This is a genomic window from Desulfosporosinus sp. BICA1-9, from assembly GCF_000802135.1.
Genome location: NZ_JUEE01000239.1, coordinates 24,431 through 43,885 on the forward strand (window position 1 = coordinate 24,431; position 19,455 = coordinate 43,885).

General features: G+C 43.4%; 13 protein-coding genes and 2 pseudogenes. 3 read left to right on the forward strand and 12 right to left on the reverse strand.

Annotated features, from left to right (window positions below; genetic code table 11):
- Positions 1 to 140: 140 nt before the first annotated feature.
- The gene (locus JL57_RS29220; RefSeq protein ID WP_034145400.1) at positions 141 to 1,523 is read right to left on the reverse strand and encodes a sigma-54-dependent Fis family transcriptional regulator; all 1,383 of its coding nucleotides are present in this window, start codon (positions 1,521 to 1,523) and stop codon (positions 141 to 143) included.
- Positions 1,524 to 2,005: 482 nt separating this feature from the next.
- Here JL57_RS29220 and nhaC point away from each other — a divergent pair, with 482 nt between their 5' ends.
- From nhaC to JL57_RS29235, 3 genes are all read left to right on the forward strand, one after another.
- On the forward strand, positions 2,006 to 3,430 hold the full coding sequence (gene nhaC / locus JL57_RS29225; protein ID WP_034145401.1) for a Na+/H+ antiporter NhaC: 1,425 nt from the start codon (positions 2,006 to 2,008) through the stop codon (positions 3,428 to 3,430).
- A gap of 147 nt (positions 3,431 to 3,577) precedes the next feature.
- On the forward strand, positions 3,578 to 4,108 hold the full coding sequence (locus tag JL57_RS29230; RefSeq protein WP_291300733.1) for a hypothetical protein: 531 nt from the start codon (positions 3,578 to 3,580) through the stop codon (positions 4,106 to 4,108).
- A 746-nt stretch (positions 4,109 to 4,854) separates the two neighbouring features.
- The gene (locus JL57_RS29235; RefSeq protein ID WP_034145402.1) at positions 4,855 to 7,446 is read left to right on the forward strand and encodes a PEP/pyruvate-binding domain-containing protein; all 2,592 of its coding nucleotides are present in this window, start codon (positions 4,855 to 4,857) and stop codon (positions 7,444 to 7,446) included.
- 101 nt (positions 7,447 to 7,547) lie between these two features.
- Here the strand turns inward: JL57_RS29235 and JL57_RS29240 are convergent, their stop codons facing one another.
- The 11 genes and pseudogenes from JL57_RS29240 to JL57_RS29290 form a co-directional block, all read right to left on the reverse strand.
- Entirely contained in the window at positions 7,548 to 8,120 is a 573-nt protein-coding gene (locus JL57_RS29240) for an ANTAR domain-containing response regulator (RefSeq protein ID WP_034145403.1), read from the reverse strand.
- 122 nt (positions 8,121 to 8,242) lie between these two features.
- Positions 8,243 to 9,571 carry a type I glutamate--ammonia ligase gene (glnA, locus tag JL57_RS29245; protein ID WP_034145404.1) on the reverse strand — a complete coding sequence of 443 codons (1,329 nt, stop codon included), beginning with the start codon at positions 9,569 to 9,571 and terminating at the stop codon, positions 8,243 to 8,245.
- 105 nt (positions 9,572 to 9,676) lie between these two features.
- Positions 9,677 to 10,417, reverse strand: a complete 741-nt coding sequence (locus JL57_RS29250; protein WP_034145405.1) for a hypothetical protein — start codon at positions 10,415 to 10,417, stop codon at positions 9,677 to 9,679.
- 5 nt (positions 10,418 to 10,422) lie between these two features.
- A complete protein-coding gene (locus tag JL57_RS29255; RefSeq protein ID WP_034145406.1) occupies positions 10,423 to 11,685 on the reverse strand; it encodes an NAD(P)/FAD-dependent oxidoreductase in 1,263 nt (420 codons plus the stop codon).
- A 1-nt stretch (position 11,686) separates the two neighbouring features.
- Positions 11,687 to 12,190, reverse strand: a complete 504-nt coding sequence (locus JL57_RS29260; RefSeq protein ID WP_366557131.1) for a 4Fe-4S dicluster domain-containing protein — start codon at positions 12,188 to 12,190, stop codon at positions 11,687 to 11,689.
- A gap of 179 nt (positions 12,191 to 12,369) precedes the next feature.
- A complete protein-coding gene (locus tag JL57_RS29265; protein ID WP_034145408.1) occupies positions 12,370 to 13,872 on the reverse strand; it encodes a glutamate synthase-related protein in 1,503 nt (500 codons plus the stop codon).
- Complete coding sequence (locus tag JL57_RS29270; protein WP_045691621.1) at positions 13,835 to 14,965, reverse strand: glutamine amidotransferase family protein; 1,131 nt, start codon at positions 14,963 to 14,965, stop codon at positions 13,835 to 13,837. Before JL57_RS29270 ends, JL57_RS29265 begins: the two co-directional genes overlap by 38 nt.
- A 311-nt stretch (positions 14,966 to 15,276) precedes the next feature.
- Positions 15,277 to 16,536: an A/G-specific adenine glycosylase gene (gene mutY, locus JL57_RS29275; protein ID WP_045691622.1), complete on the reverse strand. Its 1,260-nt coding sequence runs from the start codon at positions 16,534 to 16,536 to the stop codon at positions 15,277 to 15,279.
- 23 nt (positions 16,537 to 16,559) lie between these two features.
- Positions 16,560 to 16,874: pseudogene (locus JL57_RS29280) on the reverse strand (hypothetical protein); the annotation flags it as partial.
- A 169-nt stretch (positions 16,875 to 17,043) separates the two neighbouring features.
- Positions 17,044 to 18,528, reverse strand: a complete 1,485-nt coding sequence (locus tag JL57_RS29285) for a glutamate synthase subunit beta (protein ID WP_034140549.1) — start codon at positions 18,526 to 18,528, stop codon at positions 17,044 to 17,046.
- Positions 18,529 to 18,546: 18 nt separating this feature from the next.
- A pseudogene (locus tag JL57_RS29290) lies at positions 18,547 to 19,455 on the reverse strand (glutamate synthase subunit alpha); the annotation flags it as partial.

Consider the following 19,455-nt stretch of genomic DNA (forward strand, 5'->3'; position numbering starts at 1 on the left):
TTATGCCATAAACCAGCCCTGCTATCCATGAATAATTATTGTGCCTTATCTCAAGAACAACCACTTTTTCATTGATAAACATGTTAAAAAAGCAAGATATTTTGCCCTCCTGCAAAATATCTTGCTTTTATTAAACATCCTTACTGTTTCAAATTTCGTAACTTATATTGAAGTAATTGGCGTGAAATCCCTAATTGTTTAGCAGCTTGGGTTAAATTCCCTTGGGTCTTACCCAAAGCCGCCCGAATCAAGCTCACTTCTAATAGATGAAGACTTTCCTGAAGGGGCAAGGCCGCTAGTTCCTCCAAGTCTCTCTGCTGCTTTTGAGTTGGAGCTTTCGTTTGCAAATAATTCGGCAACTCGTTAATACTAAATACCTGATCTGATGTTACCAGCCCCCCTTCGACAATATGTGCAAGCTCTCTCACATTACCAGGCCAGTCATGCTTTTTCAGGGTGAGAAGAACATCAGAATTAATCGTTGGAATGCTTCGCTGATGTTTATTTGCCATTTGCTTTAGAAAATGATGAGCTAAAAGTTCGATATCTTCCTGACGTTCCCTCAAGGGAGGGAGAGCGATTTCCAAAACATTAATCCGATAATAGAGGTCTGGCCGAATTCGACCTTGAAGTATGCTCTCTTCAGTGGGCTGATTTGTGGTTGCCAAAATTCGAACATCAATTACTTTTTCCCGCACGTCCCCCAAGCGACGAACTCTTCCTTCTTGTAAAACCCGCAGTAATTTTGCCTGTAGGTTTAGCCCCATAGAATCAATCTCATCTAATAAAATGGTCCCTCCCTGAGCCTGTTCGAACAGGCCTGGACGATCCATGGCCCCAGTAAAGCTTCCTCGTACCGTACCGAATAAAATCCCTTCTAGTAAGCTCTCTGGCAATGCGGCACAGTTCTGAGCAATAAACGGTCCACGAGCACGTGAACCATAGGTATGAATACTCTGGGCAACCATTTCTTTGCCAGTCCCTGTTTCTCCCGTAATTAATACACTCACTCCAGTATTCGCCGCTCGTTTCGCCTTTTTCAATAATTCGAGCATGGCTTCGCTCTGAGTCATAATATCATTAAAAGTATAGAAAAGTGATCCCTTGCTAGCCTTATTGGGTAAGGGTGGGTGGAGTTCACTCTGGAGCTGAACCACTTGCTCCGTTAAGCGGACCACCCGGCTTAAGTCCTTAGACACCTCAAACGCTCCCACAAACTCTCCTTCTATATATAACGGGAATGTATTATTTACACTCGTTATCTTCTCTCCACGAGGACTGAGATACGTCTGACTAACTTGTACTAAGGGTTTACGGGTCTGTAAAACTTGCCAAAGTGTACTGGTTTCCTTGGACAAGGAAGGAAAATACCGTAATAAACTTTGCCCTAAAACATCCTTTGGCGCTAAACCTTCCATGCGCCCTATGGCCTTATTATAGTATATGGTGTTTCCCTGAAGGTCGACAACATGCACTCCTTCATCTAGTTGGTCTAAAATTATCGCTAGGCTGACTTCATTCATATTATTTCTCCATCTGCAAATTTTTTTGCATATCATACTGGAATATTCGGGAGAGAAAATGGTTTTCCTTCTTGTCGATTTTCTTTTTACTTAATAATCACCCAAGGACTTGCTGAGTTTGCCCATTCAGTAACGCTATTTAACGATGAATTGATACAATATTGGTAGAATCATTAAACGGCCTTATGCTTCTGGCATAACTTTTGCATTATTCAGAAATTAGAATGTAGAATAGGAAATTAATCTTTCATTCAAAGCATTCAATAAGTAAAGAAAGGATGACATATGAACGTTTCTCCACAACATCGAAAACCTAGCCATGGAAATCCTGGCTGAATCTGGGATTATCAGCTCAGTTGATTTATTTTTTAATAATGCAAGTAATTTTATATAATAAGTAATGATTTTTCAATAGTGAACTTTGCGAAAATTATAAAAATTAAACTTTTCGCAATAAATAAAAAATAATTGGGGGAATTGTTTTGGCTAAGGAAAGGCGAAAACCATATTTTTGGGAGGCTATTCTTGTAGTAATCGTTCTAATGTCATCATTGCTGTACACTATTAAGGTTCTGGAAGGTGATCCACAGATTCCCCTGGTGCTGTCTGCCGTTTTTGCAGGGCTAATGGGACTAAGAACAGGGAAGAAATGGAATGAGATCGAAGAGGGCATAACTACGGGAATTACTTCTGGTTTAAAAGCAATGATCATTTTAATGATTATTGGAATGGTTATAGGTTCATGGATTATTGGCGGGGTAGTACCCTCAATGATATATTACGGTCTTTTAATTCTAAAACCTTCAATATTTTTAGTTGCAGTCTGTATGATAGCCAGTCTCACTTCCTTGGCTATCGGCAGCTCCTGGTCTACAGCTGGTACCATAGGCGTGGCTGCAATCGGGATTGGACAAGCAATGGGGATTCCTCTGCCAATGGTAGCTGGTGCCGTTGTATCAGGCGCCTATTTTGGCGATAAGATGTCACCTCTATCAGATACTACTAACATGGCTCCCGCTGTTACCGGTACTGACTTATTCGACCATATTCGTCATATGGTCTATACTACTTTGCCTGGGTGGATAATTGCCTTAATCTTATATGCAATTTTAGGAGTCAAGTACGCTTCAGGCACAGCAGCTACTGACAACATTAGCACGGTTCTTGCTACCTTAAATGACTCCTTTTATATTCACCCTATTCTATTACTTCCTGCTCTATTAGTAATTTTAATGGTTTATTTCAAAATTCCTGCAATTCCTGGGCTAATTGGCGGAATAGTATTTGGTTGTATTTTTGCAGTTATATTCCAAGGGGCAAGCTTGGCAAGTATAGTTGAAACTTTACATTATGGTTTTGCTGCTGAAACAGGCGTAGAGTTTGTAGACGAGTTACTTTCCAGAGGCGGTCTCGACTCAATGCTGTGGACAATTTCTTTAGTCATGATTGCCTTAACCTTGGGCGGGATCATGGAAAAAACGGGAATGCTGGAAGCTATTGTTGAAAAAATATTGACATTTGCTAAGTCAACCGGTTCGCTGGTACTAAGCACCGTCTTAACTGCTATTGCTGTAAACTTGCTGGCAGCTGACCAGTACTTGTCTATTGTTCTTACAGGTAAGATGTATTCTCCTGCGTTTAAGGCGAAAAACCTACATCCTAAAAACCTCTCTCGGATAATAGAGGACGCTGGAACAATGACATCACCTTTAATTCCCTGGAATTCATGTGGTGCGTTCATGTTCGCCACTTTAGGCGTTAGTCCGTTTGCCTATATTCCTTATGCCTTCTTGAATTTATTATCACCTGTTATATCAGTCATCTATGGTTACACTGGTTTCACCATGGAAAAGCTTAAGCCAGAAAATGAGCCAATAACAGTTGCCAAAACGATTATCAGTAAATGACATATCCAAGAATAGAAGTAGATGTTAATAAGATTAGATTGAATGCTTCTAAACTGGTTGACGAATGTAAAAAAAAGGGAATAACTGCGACTGGAGTAACTAAGGTGTTTTGTGGCAATGAAAAAATAGCTAAGGCGCTAGTAGAGCTTGTTTAAAGATGATCTTCTGCCTTTGGAAGTTAATCAACTTAGACTTGGTGCTTCGATCTCACTAGGAATCGGCTTAAATGATGACCCTATTGACGGCCTCTATTATGATTCGTTCAAATTAATAGTTGAGGTAATTGAAATAAAGAATAAGCCTTCTTTACCGATTGGTGAAATTGGATTAGATTCATTCGGAAATAAGCTCGTTTTTGAAGATAATGGTATTAGAAAAAGAGCTATTTGTGCCATAGGTAAGCAAGACATAGATCCAAAAAACATTATACCTTATGATAAATCTATCGTGATTTTAGGTGCCAGTAGTGACCATCTGATATTAGATGTTACTGAAGCTAAAAGTAATTATTCAGTAGGCGATAAAATTGAGTTTAATGTTTCATATGGAGGCTGTCTGGCCGCGATGACATCAGAGTACGTGTATAAAGTGATCTTGGAGCCTACAGGTCAGGTTACTGAACCTTCTCAAACTCTGAATACCATAACATTACCCTATGAGTCAGACCGTGGCGGATAAGTAATGGTTTACTAGTTAAGGAACTGCACGATTTTAAGTAAAAAACTCTATTAAATTTAATATTTACCCTATAGAGTAGACAAATAATAAAAGTCAACCCTATAGGGTTTTTTTATTAGGTCTCCGTCAAAGTCAGTAACCAGAGATATCCAATACTCAACTAATTTTTTAAAAACATCTCCGTTATAACCGAAAACGTAAGAGTTCTTGTCATAGAAAAGAAGCTTCATAAGACCTTATGGACAAAAAGGGAATTCAATATACGGTTATCAACGAGAACCAGGAATTGTTTGATCTCCTGATCTAAGACCTTGATATAGCAAGCGGGTATCTGATCGTAATGGTTGTTATGGTCGTAATGCTCGCCTTAGACTTTTTGGACTACCTGATTAAATTTCTGTTTGCCTAATTTTTTTGAATATCTATTGCATTGGAGGTTATTCTTGCGATACATTATAACTATAATCAATATAAACCTCGCACTTTAGCGATTATAAGAAAGCAACGGCGCTTTGGAAATTACTCGAAAACGAACGAGTCTTTCTATAGCGCCGTTTTTGATTTATTTTTTGAAACTCCGATAACGCTAAGCGGCACAACTGATGAATTCAACTGGGCTATTTCCAGAGCAGAAAGTATAATTTTACAGTTGTATACTTCTGGTCATGGCCAGCGCTAGGCGCTAACCAGTTTTCTATCTCTCCTATTAGGAAGTCCTTCCATTAATTACGAGGAGGTATCTGACTATGGAAAACCCCCAAATAGTGAGCACTGGCTTTGCTAGATTGGATGACGTGATCCAGCATCTGAGGATGGGAGATAATGTCGTTTTTCAGGTTAGGGAGATTGAAGTATATCAGAGATTCGTCAATGCTTTTATTGAAAAGAATTCAGATCCACCCAGAAAGATTATCTATATCAATTTTACTCGACACGATCCACTTATTAAGAATACCAATGAAGTTGAGATTTTTCCGGTCAATGCTGAGAACGGATTTGAAGAGTTTTGTGCCCAAATTCATGAAAAAATTACGCGTGAAGGACGAGATGTTTTCTATATTTTCGACTGTTTATCTGAGCTTTTAGATCGTTGGGCCACCGATTCGATGATCGGAAATTTCTTTAAGGTAACCTGTCCTTATCTCTATGAGTTGAATACCATCGCTTATTTCGCGACCTTCAAAAACCACAATTCCTTCCATACCACGGCTGTGATTCGTGATACGACTCAGGTCTTGTTCGATGTTTTCCAAGTCGATGCCACGACCTACATTCACCCATTAAAAGTTTGGAATCGCTATACTCCAACCCTATTCCTTCCCCATTCTATCCATGAAAGTCAATTTGCACCCATAACCAGCAGTGGAGATGTGGCTGCTCTCTATTCTCAGCTCGGAGAGGATGATGAAAATCCTGAGCGTGATCTCGATTACTGGGATCGTTTATTTTTAAAGGCTGCCGAACTCCTTTCTTCCTCCTCTTCAACTTCAGCTCAAGTGAAAGAGCGCATTCAGCAACTAGCAAGGATATTTCTAACCCGTGACGAGAGAATTCTTGAACTAATCTATGAACATTTTTCTCTTCAGGATATCTTGTCCACAAAGTCACGCTTGATCGGCTCGGGCTTTATCGGCGGTAAAGCCATCGGAATGCTTCTAGCGCGAAAAATTCTAATCCAAGCCTCTAAAACATGGAAAGGCCTCCTTGAACCTCATGATTCATTTTATATTGGCTCAGATGTGTTTTACTCTTTTCTTGTTGATAATCAATTATGGAAACTCAAGCTGGAACAACGACGAACACGTGAACGATATTATGAAAAAGCCTCTTATCTGCGCGATAAAATTCTCCAGGGACAGTTTAACGATACGATAAAAAATAAATTTCTTAGAATGCTTGAATATTTCGGTCAGTCCCCGATTATTGTCCGTTCCAGTAGCCTTCTAGAAGATGGCTTTGGAAATGCCTTTCCTGGTAAATACGAAAGTGTCTTCTGTATCAATCAAGGTACCCTTGACGAACGATACCATCACTTCACTGAGGCTGTTCGAGAAGTCTTTGCCAGTACCTTAAGCGAAGAAGCACTTGCTTATCGGGAAAAACATGGTCTAACCAATACTGAAGAGCAAATGGCCCTGCTTGTCCAAAGGGTGTCTGGATCAAATAAGCAAGACTATTTTTTTCCTGATCTTGCAGGGGTGGGTTTTTCTCACAACGCCTATGTTTGGGATACTCAGATGAATCCTAACGCCGGTATGATACGGCTTGTGCTTGGCCTGGGGACAAGAGCCGTGAATCGGCTTGAAGGAGATTATGCTAGAATTGCGGCTTTAGATCGACCCCAATCTATGCCTTATGATAGACTTCAGAGTTTCAAGGCCTATTCCCAACAAAAGATGGACGTCTTGAACATCCGTCAAAACCGTCAAGAATGCCTTTCTATTCAAAGTCTGATGGATCAAGATATCGACTTACATCAAACGACAATTGCTGAGCGTGATCTAGAAACAGAACAAAGAATGAAACAACTCGGCCTGAAGCGCAAAGAGTCTTGGGTTTTTAGTTTCAACCCATTATTTGCTGACACCGATTTTGCGCCAACCTTCTCGAAGCTTCTTAAAACTCTTGAAGCGGCCTATTGCCATCCTATAGATATTGAATTCACGCTGAACTTCCGAAACAATGGCCAGTATCTCATTAACCTCTTACAATGTAGGCCCTTACAGGTCCAAGGGTTTAGGGAACGCGTTGAATTCCCTCAAGAAATTCCAGCGAACCAAATCCTGTTTAAAAGCAAGGGACACTTCATGGGTGGTAATATTTGCACAACAATTCATAAAGTCATTGTTGTGGACCCCTACGCTTATAACCTACTCAGCCAGTCGGAAAAATACGAAGTTGCTAGAACCGTGGGCAGGCTTAATAAGCAAATCCACAAAAAGACCACCACAACCCTTCTTCTCGGTCCAGGAAGATGGGGATCGCGAATTCCATCTTTAGGAGTCCCCGTTGCTTTTGCGGAATTGAATCATATTTCGATCTTGGGAGAGATCGGCTACCGTCACACTGGCTTCCTTCCCGATGTATCCTTTGGCACCCATTTCTTTCAGGATATGATCGAAAGCGAGATATTTTATCTGGCCCTTTTTCCCGAAAAGCAAGATGCAATTTATCAGGTAGACTTACTAGAAAAATTCACTCAAAAATCTCTTGTTAAAGGAACAGGAAAGTTCGATCTTAGAGACGCTGTGAAGGTATATGACCTCGAACCAGGCAAACGAAGCTTAGTCATGATTTCAGATATCACAAAACAAGAGATTCAATGCTTTTTTAAGTGAGACTTTTTTGATGAGTGATGACATCCTCTTGCGAAATCCTAATAATTTCTATTATATAAAGCCAAAGGGATACCTAGTTTTGATGAACTAGGTATCCCTTTTTATTCATACTTCTTTATTATCTCTTCAGCGACCAGAGCTTGAGAAAGTCGCAAATCCATGGCCCTCTTCTGAATGAGACGAAAGGCCTGGGGCTCGCTCATATTTAACTTTTCTACGAGGATCCATTTGGCTTGTTCCAGGATCTTGCTCTCATCGATCCGCTTCTTTAATCTGTCTCGCTCATTGATTAATTGAGTCATCGAATTTCGTACAGATAGTGCAAACCGAGCAGTTTGAAGCAAGGTTAAGCGATTAATAGGCTTAGGCAGAATCAGGGCACCTATCTTTTCGAGACTACATTGCATATCGAGCAGCTGATCCGGTCTTGCGATCACCACTATGCCAGCGGATGTTTTATCGTGGGCATCGAAGACCAAATCCGTTCCTTGTTCATCGGGTAGTGGAGTGCTAATAATTACTAAATCTAATACAGTGTTAATAATACTTCTGCGCGCTTCATTAGCAGAATGAGCGCAACTTACCGGATAAAAACCTTCTTTTATCAGCATGGCTTGCATACTGCTCGCCATATCAGCTTTTCCACAAACGATTAATACACTCCCCGCACTCACTACAATCACCCCTTTGAGCAGGGTAAAGAAAACTTAGTTGGCCCTATGCGTTAGCTAAGGCGGCCACCTAGTTGCACTTATGCCACCCAAAACATATACTTTCTATCTTCGTAAACCGACCGTTAATAAGGTTTTAGATACTTTTCAATCTCCCATGCATGGACTGAGTTATCGTAGGCTTCCCATTCCAAAGTCTTGGCAGCTAAATATTTGTTAAACGTATGTGCACCAAGTGTCGACTGAATCAGCGGATCTTTCTTCATCTCTTCAAGGGCGAACAAGAGGTTAGAGGGTAACCGTTCGAGTTTAAGATCTTTCTCCTGTTCAGGGGGCAAGTTATAAATATTCACTTTAACTGGATCGACCAGTGGCAAGCGATTGTTTAAACCATCCAGTCCCGCCTCTAACACCACTGCTAAGGTCAAATAAGGATTACAGGTAGGATCAGGACTTCGAAGTTCCAGTCTTGTCCTTTCTCCCCGAGGTGCCGGAACTCGCAGCAAGGGACTTCGGTTCATGTGAGACCAGGCGATATGCACTGGAGCTTCATAACCTGGTTGTAGTCGTTTGTAGGAATTGACAAGGGGATTGGCGATGGCCGTAATCCCTTTAATATGATTTAACAACCCTGCCGTAAAATACTTAGCCGTTTCAGAAATATCGTTTTTAGTTTCACCCCCATTAAAGAGGTTGATTCCGTTTTTGGTTAAGGACATATTAATATGCATTCCCGAACCATTGACGTTAGGAAGTGGTTTGGGCATAAAGGTTGCATGAAGACCGTTGCGCTGAGCAATAATCTTAACCACCATTTTAAAGGTCATGATGTTGTCAGCCGCTGTGAGAGCATCCGTATACTTAAAATCGATTTCATGTTGCCCTGCCGCTGTTTCATGATGCGACGTTTCGATTTCGAACCCCATTTCCTCTAAGACCATACAAATTTCACGACGAGTATTTTCCCCTAGATCGATCGGGGCTAGATCACAATAACTGGCCGAGTCATGGGTAATCGTGGTTGGCTGCCCTTCGTCATCGTTGTAAAACAGAAAAAACTCGCATTCGGGACCAACTTGAAATGTATAGCCTAAGTCTTGCGCTTTCTTCAAGGTTCGTTTAAGAATATAGCGGGGATCTCCTTCAAACTGCATACCGTCATGGTTCTTGATATCGCAAATGATTCTCGCGACCTTACCTTGTTGCGGCCTCCACGGAATGATGGAGAAGGTAGCTGGATCTGGAAAAAGAAACATATCGGATGATTCGATACCAGAGAATCCTGCCACGGCTGAGCCATCAAACATAACTCCGTTTTCGAAAGCGTGTGCAAATTGTTTATCCGTAATCGCAATGTTCTTCATACTGCCATAAATATCTGTAAACTGTAGGCGTATAAACCGAACATCATTTTCTTTCACAAACTTAAGACAATCTTCTTTTGAAAAATGCAATTCAGATGCTCTCCTTTCTCAAGTAAAAATATGAACTAATTCTCTTTTATTAGCCTTATTATATCTCAAATAAGGCTGTTTGTAGCCATAGTTCATAAAAAATGCTTACCAGCCACAATAAAGATTGCCATAGGGTCTTTTATTATAAGGAATCAACTTGGAAAATCTTTTGGCTATAATCTGCTCATAATTTCCGCCAAAATATTTAACATAATCTTTAACATAGCGCTTAAGCTGTTCTTGATCTTGCTCAGAAAGTTCTACTACTTTGACTTCTTTGCCCAGTTTATAGTCTTCCACTTCCCCTCGAATATACATAACTCCACCATGCATCCCCGTCCCGCAATAGGAACCTACTATTTCTTCATCGTCTTCCAGGCCTAGACCGAGGACGACAATAACCCCACCGGCCATGTATTCCCCTAAGAAATCTCCTACTTTCCCTCCCAAAACAATCGCCGGAATCTTTGCTTGGTATTCCTTCATATGAATTCCGACCCGGTATCCACCATTCTCCCGAATATAAATCTCTCCACCCCGCATGGCATAACCGACAGTATCACCTGCACTTCCATGAACCACAATTTTCCCATCATTCATAGTATTCCCGATACTGTCTTGAGTATTTCCTTCAACAAATAACTCTAAGCCATTCATAAAGGCTGCCATATCATTTCCAGGGGTTCCTTTAAGCGTTAAACGTGCCTGGCCTGTGATTCCATCTCCAATATAGCGTTGCCCATTCACGTTTTTAACCACGATTTCTTCAGAGCCAGTAGCAAGTTCCTCACGAATCTTGCTGTTCAATTGTCGATAATAGAGTCCTTTGGCATTGATTACAATCATCCGTTTCACTTCCTTAGGGTAAGTCTTTGACTGCGTAGTTCTTTGGGAAAATGAATATAGCCAAAATCCTCTTGCAAGAGATGCTCTCGAAAAGGGGTCACATCGACTTCTTGGTCCATGAGTCCCGTAAGAATTCCTGCCCGATCCACGCTATTTAAGGCAATATACCCCACCAGTTTTCCGGCCCGCAAAACAATTTTTTTATAACTTTGCTTGGCCTGATCTTGTTGGATATATTCTTGAAAATCGGGAGCATTAGGTTTAATAATACCTGCAGTGAGCATGGGCAGGTCAAAAAATCCGATGGCGTTCATGGCGAATCCGCCTAGGTATGCGGAGCTTCCTCCAGCCATGTTCACTCCTGCATTAAATCCTTGCTTATAGGCATTCGGCAGAATCGGTAAGACACGGTTCTCCTGACAGATCTTGTCATATCCTTCTGAGACATCGCCGGCTGCATAGACATCGCTAACACTCGTTGCCATCTGCGGATTAATCAGGATACCTTGATTTAGCTTGATTTCGGTATCCCGGACAAGATCCAGATTTGGTCTGACTCCGATAGCTAGGATTACCCGATCACACTCTATATTTTCTCCATTCTGCAGGCGAACTCCAGTTACCTTGCCCTTCTGACCTAAAATCTCGGCCACCGTATTATTTAATTGAAACTTTACGCCTTGTTCTTCAAGATGATTCTGGACGATTTGAGCCGAGTCTTCATCAAGAATGGCACTTAAAATGCGATTCGAGAGTTCAGCGACTGTCACATTCGCTTCTCGCTTAACCAAGGCCTCAGTGGCTTTGAGGCCAATGAGGCCCGCCCCAATGACCACCACTTTGATTCCCGGAAAGAGTTCTTTTCCCAACTCCTTCACATCGTCCCAAGTCAAAAAGGTTGACACTCCAGAGTACTCTCTGCCCGGGATAGGGGGGCTAATGGGTTTTCCGCCAGTTGCAATCAAGAGGCGATCATACGCCGTCTTTTCCCCTGTAGGAAGTTCGACCTTCTTTTCTTCAAGCCTTAAGGCTTGAACCTCGATCCCCAGATGAGCCTCTACTTGCAGACGTTCATAAAAATCGGGATCTCGATAATACATCTTCTCCGGTGTAACTTTACCTGAGAGATAATAGGAAATCAGAGGACGGGAATAGGCCGGATGCGGTTCTTTGGAAAAAAGCGAAATTTTTCCTTCTCGGTCTACACTACGGATTCCTTCCACGGCCCCGATTGCTGCGGCCGAGTTCCCGACGATCACATAATTCATGCTACTCCCCTCCCTCTATACCGCTATCCATAAACTGAAGGGCACGATTAGGACAATTCTGAACGCAAATCGGCACATTTGAGGCATTCGCTGGATCTGAGTCGTCTGCACCGTTAGAACAAAGGTCACATTTTGAAGCTACTTTGTGTCCTTGATTATCTCGCCGAATCGCACCGAAAGGACAAGCGAGAATACAGGTCCAACACCCCACACACCGGCTTTCATCATTGCGTACAATTCCCGTAACCAGATCTTTCTGCATTGCTCCACTGATACATGCTTTGGTACACGGTGCTTCATCACAATGTCGACATTGGAGCGCAAATGAAATTTCTAAATTGTCTTCGACCAGAATTCTCGGTAAGGGCTTTGTCCTCTGCTTCAAAAAGGCTTTGACAATGTCCGACGGATACTCTGAATGGGCCGTCGCACAATACACTTCACAAAGTTTACAGCCCACACATACCTCTTCTCGGGCATAAACACGTTTCATTCGAAACCTCACTTCCTCTCTCCTGAGGCAAAACTACCTGCCCACTTACTCAAATAAAACAACGCTATTAATATCAATTCAACGAGTTTATTAAAAAATCCAGCTTAGAATTTACTTGATTGTCATAGCTATCTTATCTGTCTCAATAATCTCAATAGCCTAGCAACCTCTGGTACTTACGAACTATATCTTTATTCACCAGCTGCTAAGACCCCCAGAATATTTAACTCACGATCTGATAGTCCGATTCCCCTAAGCATCAGGCGATTTCCTCGCAAGCTTTCAATAGCATTAATCCCCATGCCACCGAGGAGTTCCTTAACCTCATGTTCCCAAGCTTTTAAAAGATTCGTGACTCTTTCTGCTCCGATCTCAGGATTCAGTCGTTTGACTAATTCGGGTTTTTGCGTAGCAATTCCCCAATTGCATTTTCCAGTATAACATTTCTGGCACATATGACAGCCGAGGGCTATAAGAGCCGAACTGGCTACATAGACAGCATCAGCACCCAGCGCGATGGCCTTAACAATGTCTGCGCTATTCCGGATACTTCCCCCGACGACCAGGGAGACCTGATTCCGAATCCCTTCATTGCGCAAACGGCTATCCACGGCAGCTAACGCTAGTTCAATCGGAATTCCGACTGAATCCCGAGTCCGAAGCGGGGCAGCCCCAGTTCCCCCACGAAAACCGTCAATGGCAATGATATCGGCACCCGCCCTAGCAACCCCGGAAGCAATTGCGGAGACATTATGCACAGCGGCAATTTTAACAATAACTGGCTTCTCATAATTCGTTGCTTCCTTTAAGGAGTAAATAAGTTGAGTTAAATCCTCGATAGAGTAAATGTCATGGTGGGGTGCCGGTGAAATTGCATCCGAGCGTTCTGGAATCATCCGAGTACGGGATACTTCCGCACCGACCTTTTCACCCGGTAAATGCCCGCCAATTCCTGGTTTAGCTCCCTGCCCAATTTTTATCTCAATGGCTGCACCCGCATTCAAATACTCTGAATGAACCCCAAAACGACCGGATGCCACCTGAACAATCGTATTCTTGCCAAATTTATAGAGGTCTTCATGGAGACCTCCTTCACCAGTGTTATAGAAAGTCCCTAGGGTTTCTGCCGCTTGAGCTAAGGACTTAGCCACATTAAGACTTACTGAACCAAAGGACATGGCCGAGAACATGATCGGCAAATCGAGCTCTAGCTGAGGAGGTAGGGGGTCAACAAGCTTTCCATTTTCCACTCGAAGCCGCTCGGGTTTACGGCCCAGAAAGGTTTTCAATTCCATGGGTTCTCGGAGTGGATCGATGGAAGGGTTCGTTACTTGACTGGCGTTGAGCAGCAAGTGGTCCCAATAGATCGGATAAGGGCGATCTGTCCCCATCCCGGTCAGCAAGATCCCACCGGTTTCCGCTTGTTTGTAGATTGCTTTCATGGTGTTCGCTGTCCAATTCGCATTTTCACGAAATTCCAGAGGAAATTTCCGAATGAAGAGCGCATGAGTGGGACACATAACCACACACCGATGACAATTCACACACTGGACGTCATCTGAGACGACCTTTTCTTCTTCTGCATCCCAACGATGTGCCTCGTTCGCACATTGCCTTACGCAAACCTGACAATTAATGCAGCGATCTTTAGTTCGTTCAATAAGAAACTCCGGCGTATTCATACTGAGTGCCATACCCTTGTACTCCCTTCTTCTCGAGTGTCGCAATCACTGGTTCTCCCCCGCGGGGAGCCCAGACCTTTTCAGGGTGAGGGCAGACTTCCCGGATGGCAGATTCTTCAGAAGCAAGATAAAGAAAATCCCCTTTGGTTGCCGCGACCATCGATCGTAATTTGAGTCGATCATTAAGTGCGATCAAGCCTTGGCTTGAGCCAAGAATTATGGAGAAAGGACCATTCATTAATAAATTACCATACATAGCACGCACAGCTTTAAGAAGAACTCGTTTTTCAGGAATCATCCGTTCGATGTCTCTCCAAAACGGCACCGCTAAGGTCGCGATGGCCACATCCATCGGCAATTTCTGTTTTCGAACTAGAAAGTCAAACGCATACGTAATCGCTTCAGTGTCGGTTTGCAGGGATAACTTATAGCCGTACATTTCTAAAAAGCGTCGATTTGCTCCATAGGATGAAATTTCTCCATTATGCACGATGGACCAATCGAGCAGGGTGAAGGGGTGGGCTCCACCCCACCAACCAGGGGTATTGGTCGGGAACCGTCCGTGCGCTGTCCAGCTGTACCCGTAATACTTGTCTAAGCAAAAATACTCTCCGATATCCTCAGGGAAACCCACCCCTTTAAAGGCTCCCATATTTTTGCCGCTTGAGACAACGAAGGCTCCCTTGCATTCGGAATTGATGTGCATCACACTGCGTACTACAAACTCATCTTCATTTTCCTCTTCCAGCAAAAAACCTGGTTTAGGTCGGACAAAGTAACGCCAAGCTAGGGGAGGGTTTTTAATCGCCCGGGTTTTCTTGGTCGGAATTTCACCGCTTTCTGCAACATGGAAAAAGTGATTGAGATAATCCTCTGTTTGTTTTTTTCCTTCCGATCCTTCAAAGTACAAGTGAAAAGCATAATAGTCCTCATACTCAGGATAAATACCATAGGCGGCAAATCCTCCACCTAAGCCATTGGAACGGTCATGCATCAAAGCAATCGACTGAATTATATCTTCTCCGGAAAAAACTTGTCCGCTGCGGTTGATAATCCCACTGATCGCACAACCGGACGGAATCCGGACTTCACCTTCTCTAAGCATTTTTGTCTCTCCTTTCAACTGATCGGATTAATTCTTACTTATTAAAATTTGGGCAATCCATCCCCCGAAGACTCGATGTCCTGCTTAAGCTGAACGACTTGAGAAAATGAAAAAGACGCCCCTAAAAAACTCATACTTATCTCAAGTACAAATTTCTTATGAGCACCTTTGCTCTATTCATTATTGTTTTATACATTTAAACTAACATAGAGACTGCCCTACATTCAACTGTTTCAGGCCAAGTATACAATATTAAATTTAGAATGGACATCTCTAAAAGCGTCTTGCTCAGAACTTGAATCGAATTAATCTCAGCCCTTTAGTCTAGGGGTTAATCTCTCAACAATGGCCGTAAATGCCACTGGAAGAGGGATCCCACCTAAATCGTTTATGGAAACCCAGCATCCCCTTTCTCCAAGCGGATTTATTTTTCTAGAATCTAAGCTATATTCTCCATCTAATTCTTTCATTGAGAACGCACACGATGGTCCAGTCTCAAGCGGTTCGGGCAGATTGAGCGAATCGGGACAATCCGGCAGATCGATGATCGCCCAGATCATTTTCCATTGTCGGTGGCTAAAGGTATACCAGATCGGACCATCAAATCTTAAACCTTGCTCGAATTGGTCTCTGACTAAGCTGTCAAATGTCCGCTCAGGTACGGATTGTTGAAAAAGGGCAAAGCACTTACCCAGAGCAGAGGCAGGCAGCTTATCGTCCAACTCACAGAAATGGTCAGGACTTAGTTCCACACCTGGAAACTCCCATAGATCGGCCAATAACCCATTGGAAGGACGTTTCTGCAAATAACACGTATTCCCTCTGCGCAGCACAAAGGTCAAGCGTGTCACCACTTGGCGCTGAGCCTTGGGTTTCTTGACAGGGTAGCGCAGGAAGTCCCCTTGCCAATACCCCTGGCAGCTTTCAGCTAACGGACAACGTACGCAGTCCGGTTTCTTTGGGGTGCAGACCATCGCCCCTAGTTCCATCAAGGCCTGATTAAAGTCCCCCGCTTGAAGAGCCGGTTGCCATAGCATGAGTTGGTCTCTAAAGTGACGATAACTGCGAACAGTTTCCACTGGCTCCGACCAGGCTAAAAGACGAGAAACTACTCGCTTTACATTTCCATCGATAGCAGCTACTCTCTCCCCGAAAGCAATACTGGCAATGGCTCCCGCCGTATAGTCTCCAATCCCCGGAATCTGTAGAAGGTTTTTATAATTTCTAGGCATTTTTCCACCCAATTGTTTGAGAAGATAATTAGCCCCTTCCCACATACGCCGAGCTCGAGAGTAGTATCCCAGCCCACTCCAAATCGTCAGGACATCATCCAGGCTGGCCGTCCCCAGTTGTTCCACGCCGGGAAAGCGCTGGATAAATCGTTCATAATAGGGAATGACCGTCTTAACTTGAGTTTGTTGTAACATAACTTCAGACACCCAAATCCCATAGGGCTCTCCCGTCCTTCGCCATGGCAAATCTCTTTTTTCTACTCCATACCAGCTTAGTAATCGGGTCGAAATAGTCTGATCTTGGGCAATATGTTTTGCACTATCGTACGATGCTGTCATTGTATCTCGCTCCTAAAGTAATAAAGAATAATATTTGCGACTAAGGACCCCACACTGATATTCCACCCCGCCCTATACGCCAGCAGATATCCCAATTCAAGGCCCACTATTGTTGCACCTAGAGCAAAACTGGTCCAATTTAAGTCGTTAAAGGATTGAAAAAAACCTTTATCCGTTTTATAAAATGGAAATGCCACTAAGGTTAAAACTGCAGCAGTTAAGTAAGTAATCAGCAACGCCGAAAAAGGGTTAGCACTTTGAGGTGTGGATTTTTGGCATACGTTGTAAACAATATTCGATGTTACAATAAGTACTATCGGAAAAACATACATAAACATTCATGCACCCTCATTCATCTTAACTAGATTTGCTGTGTCCATCCATCTATTAAACCATGAAAACGAGCGATAAGCCTAGTGCCTTTCGCTCGTTTTGGGCAAAGATAAATAGTAATAATGAACAAGATGGCCCGCAACGCCATTTTTCAGGGTTGGGGCCATCTCCTAACTATTTAATGACACTTTTACCCATGAGGTATTTATCAACTTCCCGTGCGGCAAGCTTTCCTTCTTGGAGAGCCCAGACGATGAGACTCTGACCTCTCCTCATATCGCCGGCGGTGAATACCTTATCCACATTAGTCTCAAAAACCTCATAGTCCGCTTTCACATTGCTGCGGGAGTCTCTATCCAGCTTAAGCTCATTGGCAATCGTATCTTCCGGACCAAGAAATCCCATAGCCAGAAGCACAAGGTCAGCTTTCCATACTTTTTCGCTCCCTGGAACTTCCTGAGGCACCATTCTTCCAGAGGAGTTCTTGACCCAAGCGATTTCTACGGTATGAACTTCAGTGACCTCATCGTTCTCATTTCCCACTAACTTTTGAGTGGATATAAGGTAGTGTCTCGGATCCTTGCCATAGAGGCTTATGGCCTCTTCTTGGCCGTAATCCACAGTAAGTTTCTTAGGCCATTCCGGCCAAGGATTAGACTCTTCTCTTCTCTCGGCAGGCGGTTCAGGCATGATTTCAAATTGGTAGACGCTCTCACAGCCATGCCGTATGGAGGTGGCTACGCAGTCCGTGCCTGTATCCCCTCCACCAATAATGATGACCTTCTTGCCTTTGGCGCTAATGAAATTGCCGTCCTGAAGATTTGAATCCAAGAGGCTTTTAGTATTAGCCTTGAGAAAATCCACCGCAAAGTGAACCCCTTTAAGGGCTTTTCCTTCAACATCAAGTCCTCGCGCCTTGGTTGCACCGGCGCAAAGCACAACCGCATCATACTGATCCACCAATTCCTGAGCACTGATGTCTTGGCCTACCTCTGTGTTAAGCACGAATTGGATTCCAGATTCCTTCAACAGTGCGAAGCGTCTTTCCACGATGTGTTTTTCCAGCTTCATGTTGGGAATCCCGTACATCATTAAGCCGCCGACTCTGTCGCTTCTCTCATAGACAGTTACATCATGCCCTACTGTATTTAAATAATAGGCAGCAGATAATCCGGAAGGGCCGGAACCGACGATAGCAATTTTCTTTCCTGTGGCTTTACCCTTCCTGGGCGCAACCCACCCTTCAGCAAAGGCTTTCTCGATGATTTCATATTCCAGACTGTTTATGGTAACAGACTCCATGATATAGCCTTCTGTGCAAGCGCCCTCACAGGGTGCAGGGCAGACTCTGGACGTAAATTCCGGGAAAGGGCTGGTTCTGGTCAACCTTTTGTAAGCTTCTTCCCACTGACCTTTATAGATAAGTTCGTTCCACTCCGGAATAAGATTGTGCAGAGGGCATCCCGAGGCCATGCCATTTAACAGCACACCGCCGTGACAGAAAGGGACTCCGCAGTCCATGCAGCGTGCACCCTGAGTTTGTATAACCTCAGGATCCCGCGGCAACCTTATCTCCTTCCAGTCTTTGATTCTTTCTTCAGGAGATCGTTTCTTAGGTTTGATTCTTTGATACTCTAAAAATCCTGTCGCTTTTCCCATTTCAGTCCCACCTCACCCTTAAGTCCTGGAAACATCTTTAAAATTCTCTTTAAAGGCAACCATTAAAGCCTCTTCACCGCTTAAGCCAGCCTTGTGAGCTTTATCAATGTTCTCCAGCATACGTTTGTAATCTTTAGGAATGACCTTAGTCAATCTCAGTGAATAGCTTTTCCAGTTATCAAGAACTTTCCTGCCCTGAGGACTGCCGGTATACTCGACATGTTTTTGGATCATTTCCTGAATCTCGTTCATTTCTTCTTCAGATTCTAGTTTCTCCAGTGTCACCAGCGACTTGTTGCAGTATACTTCGTCAAAGTCCAGAATGTAGGCTATCCCGCCAGACATTCCGGCAGCAAAGTTTCTTCCTGTTTTACCGAGGATAACCACTTTGCCTCCAGTCATATATTCGCAGCCATGGTCACCCACACCTTCGACGACTGCTTTTACCCCACTGTTCCTGACACAGAATCTTTCCCCTGCTATCCCGTTGATATAGGCTTCCCCTGAAGTTGCCCCATAGAAGGCGACATTTCCAATCAGGATATTTTTCTCAGGCTCAAAGTCAGAAGTCTTCGGTGGATAAACCACAACTTTTGCGCCTGAAAGGCCTTTTCCTAAATAGTCGTTGGCATCCCCTTCCAGTTCCAGAGACAGTCCTTTCGGAGTAAATGCTCCAAAGCTTTGTCCAGCCGATCCTACAAAGGTAAGCTTGATGGTATCCTCAGGAAGCCCCTTTTCACCGTATCTCTTGGAAATTTCGCTGCCGACGATTGTGCCGACAACTCGGTCGACATTATTGATCTTTAGCTTAGCTCGGATGGGTGTTTGATTCTCAAGTGCCGGTTTACAGATCCTAAGCAGCTTTTTTAAATCCATTGATTCTTCCAGCATATGGTTCTGTGACTGGGTGTTAAATCGGCTGACATC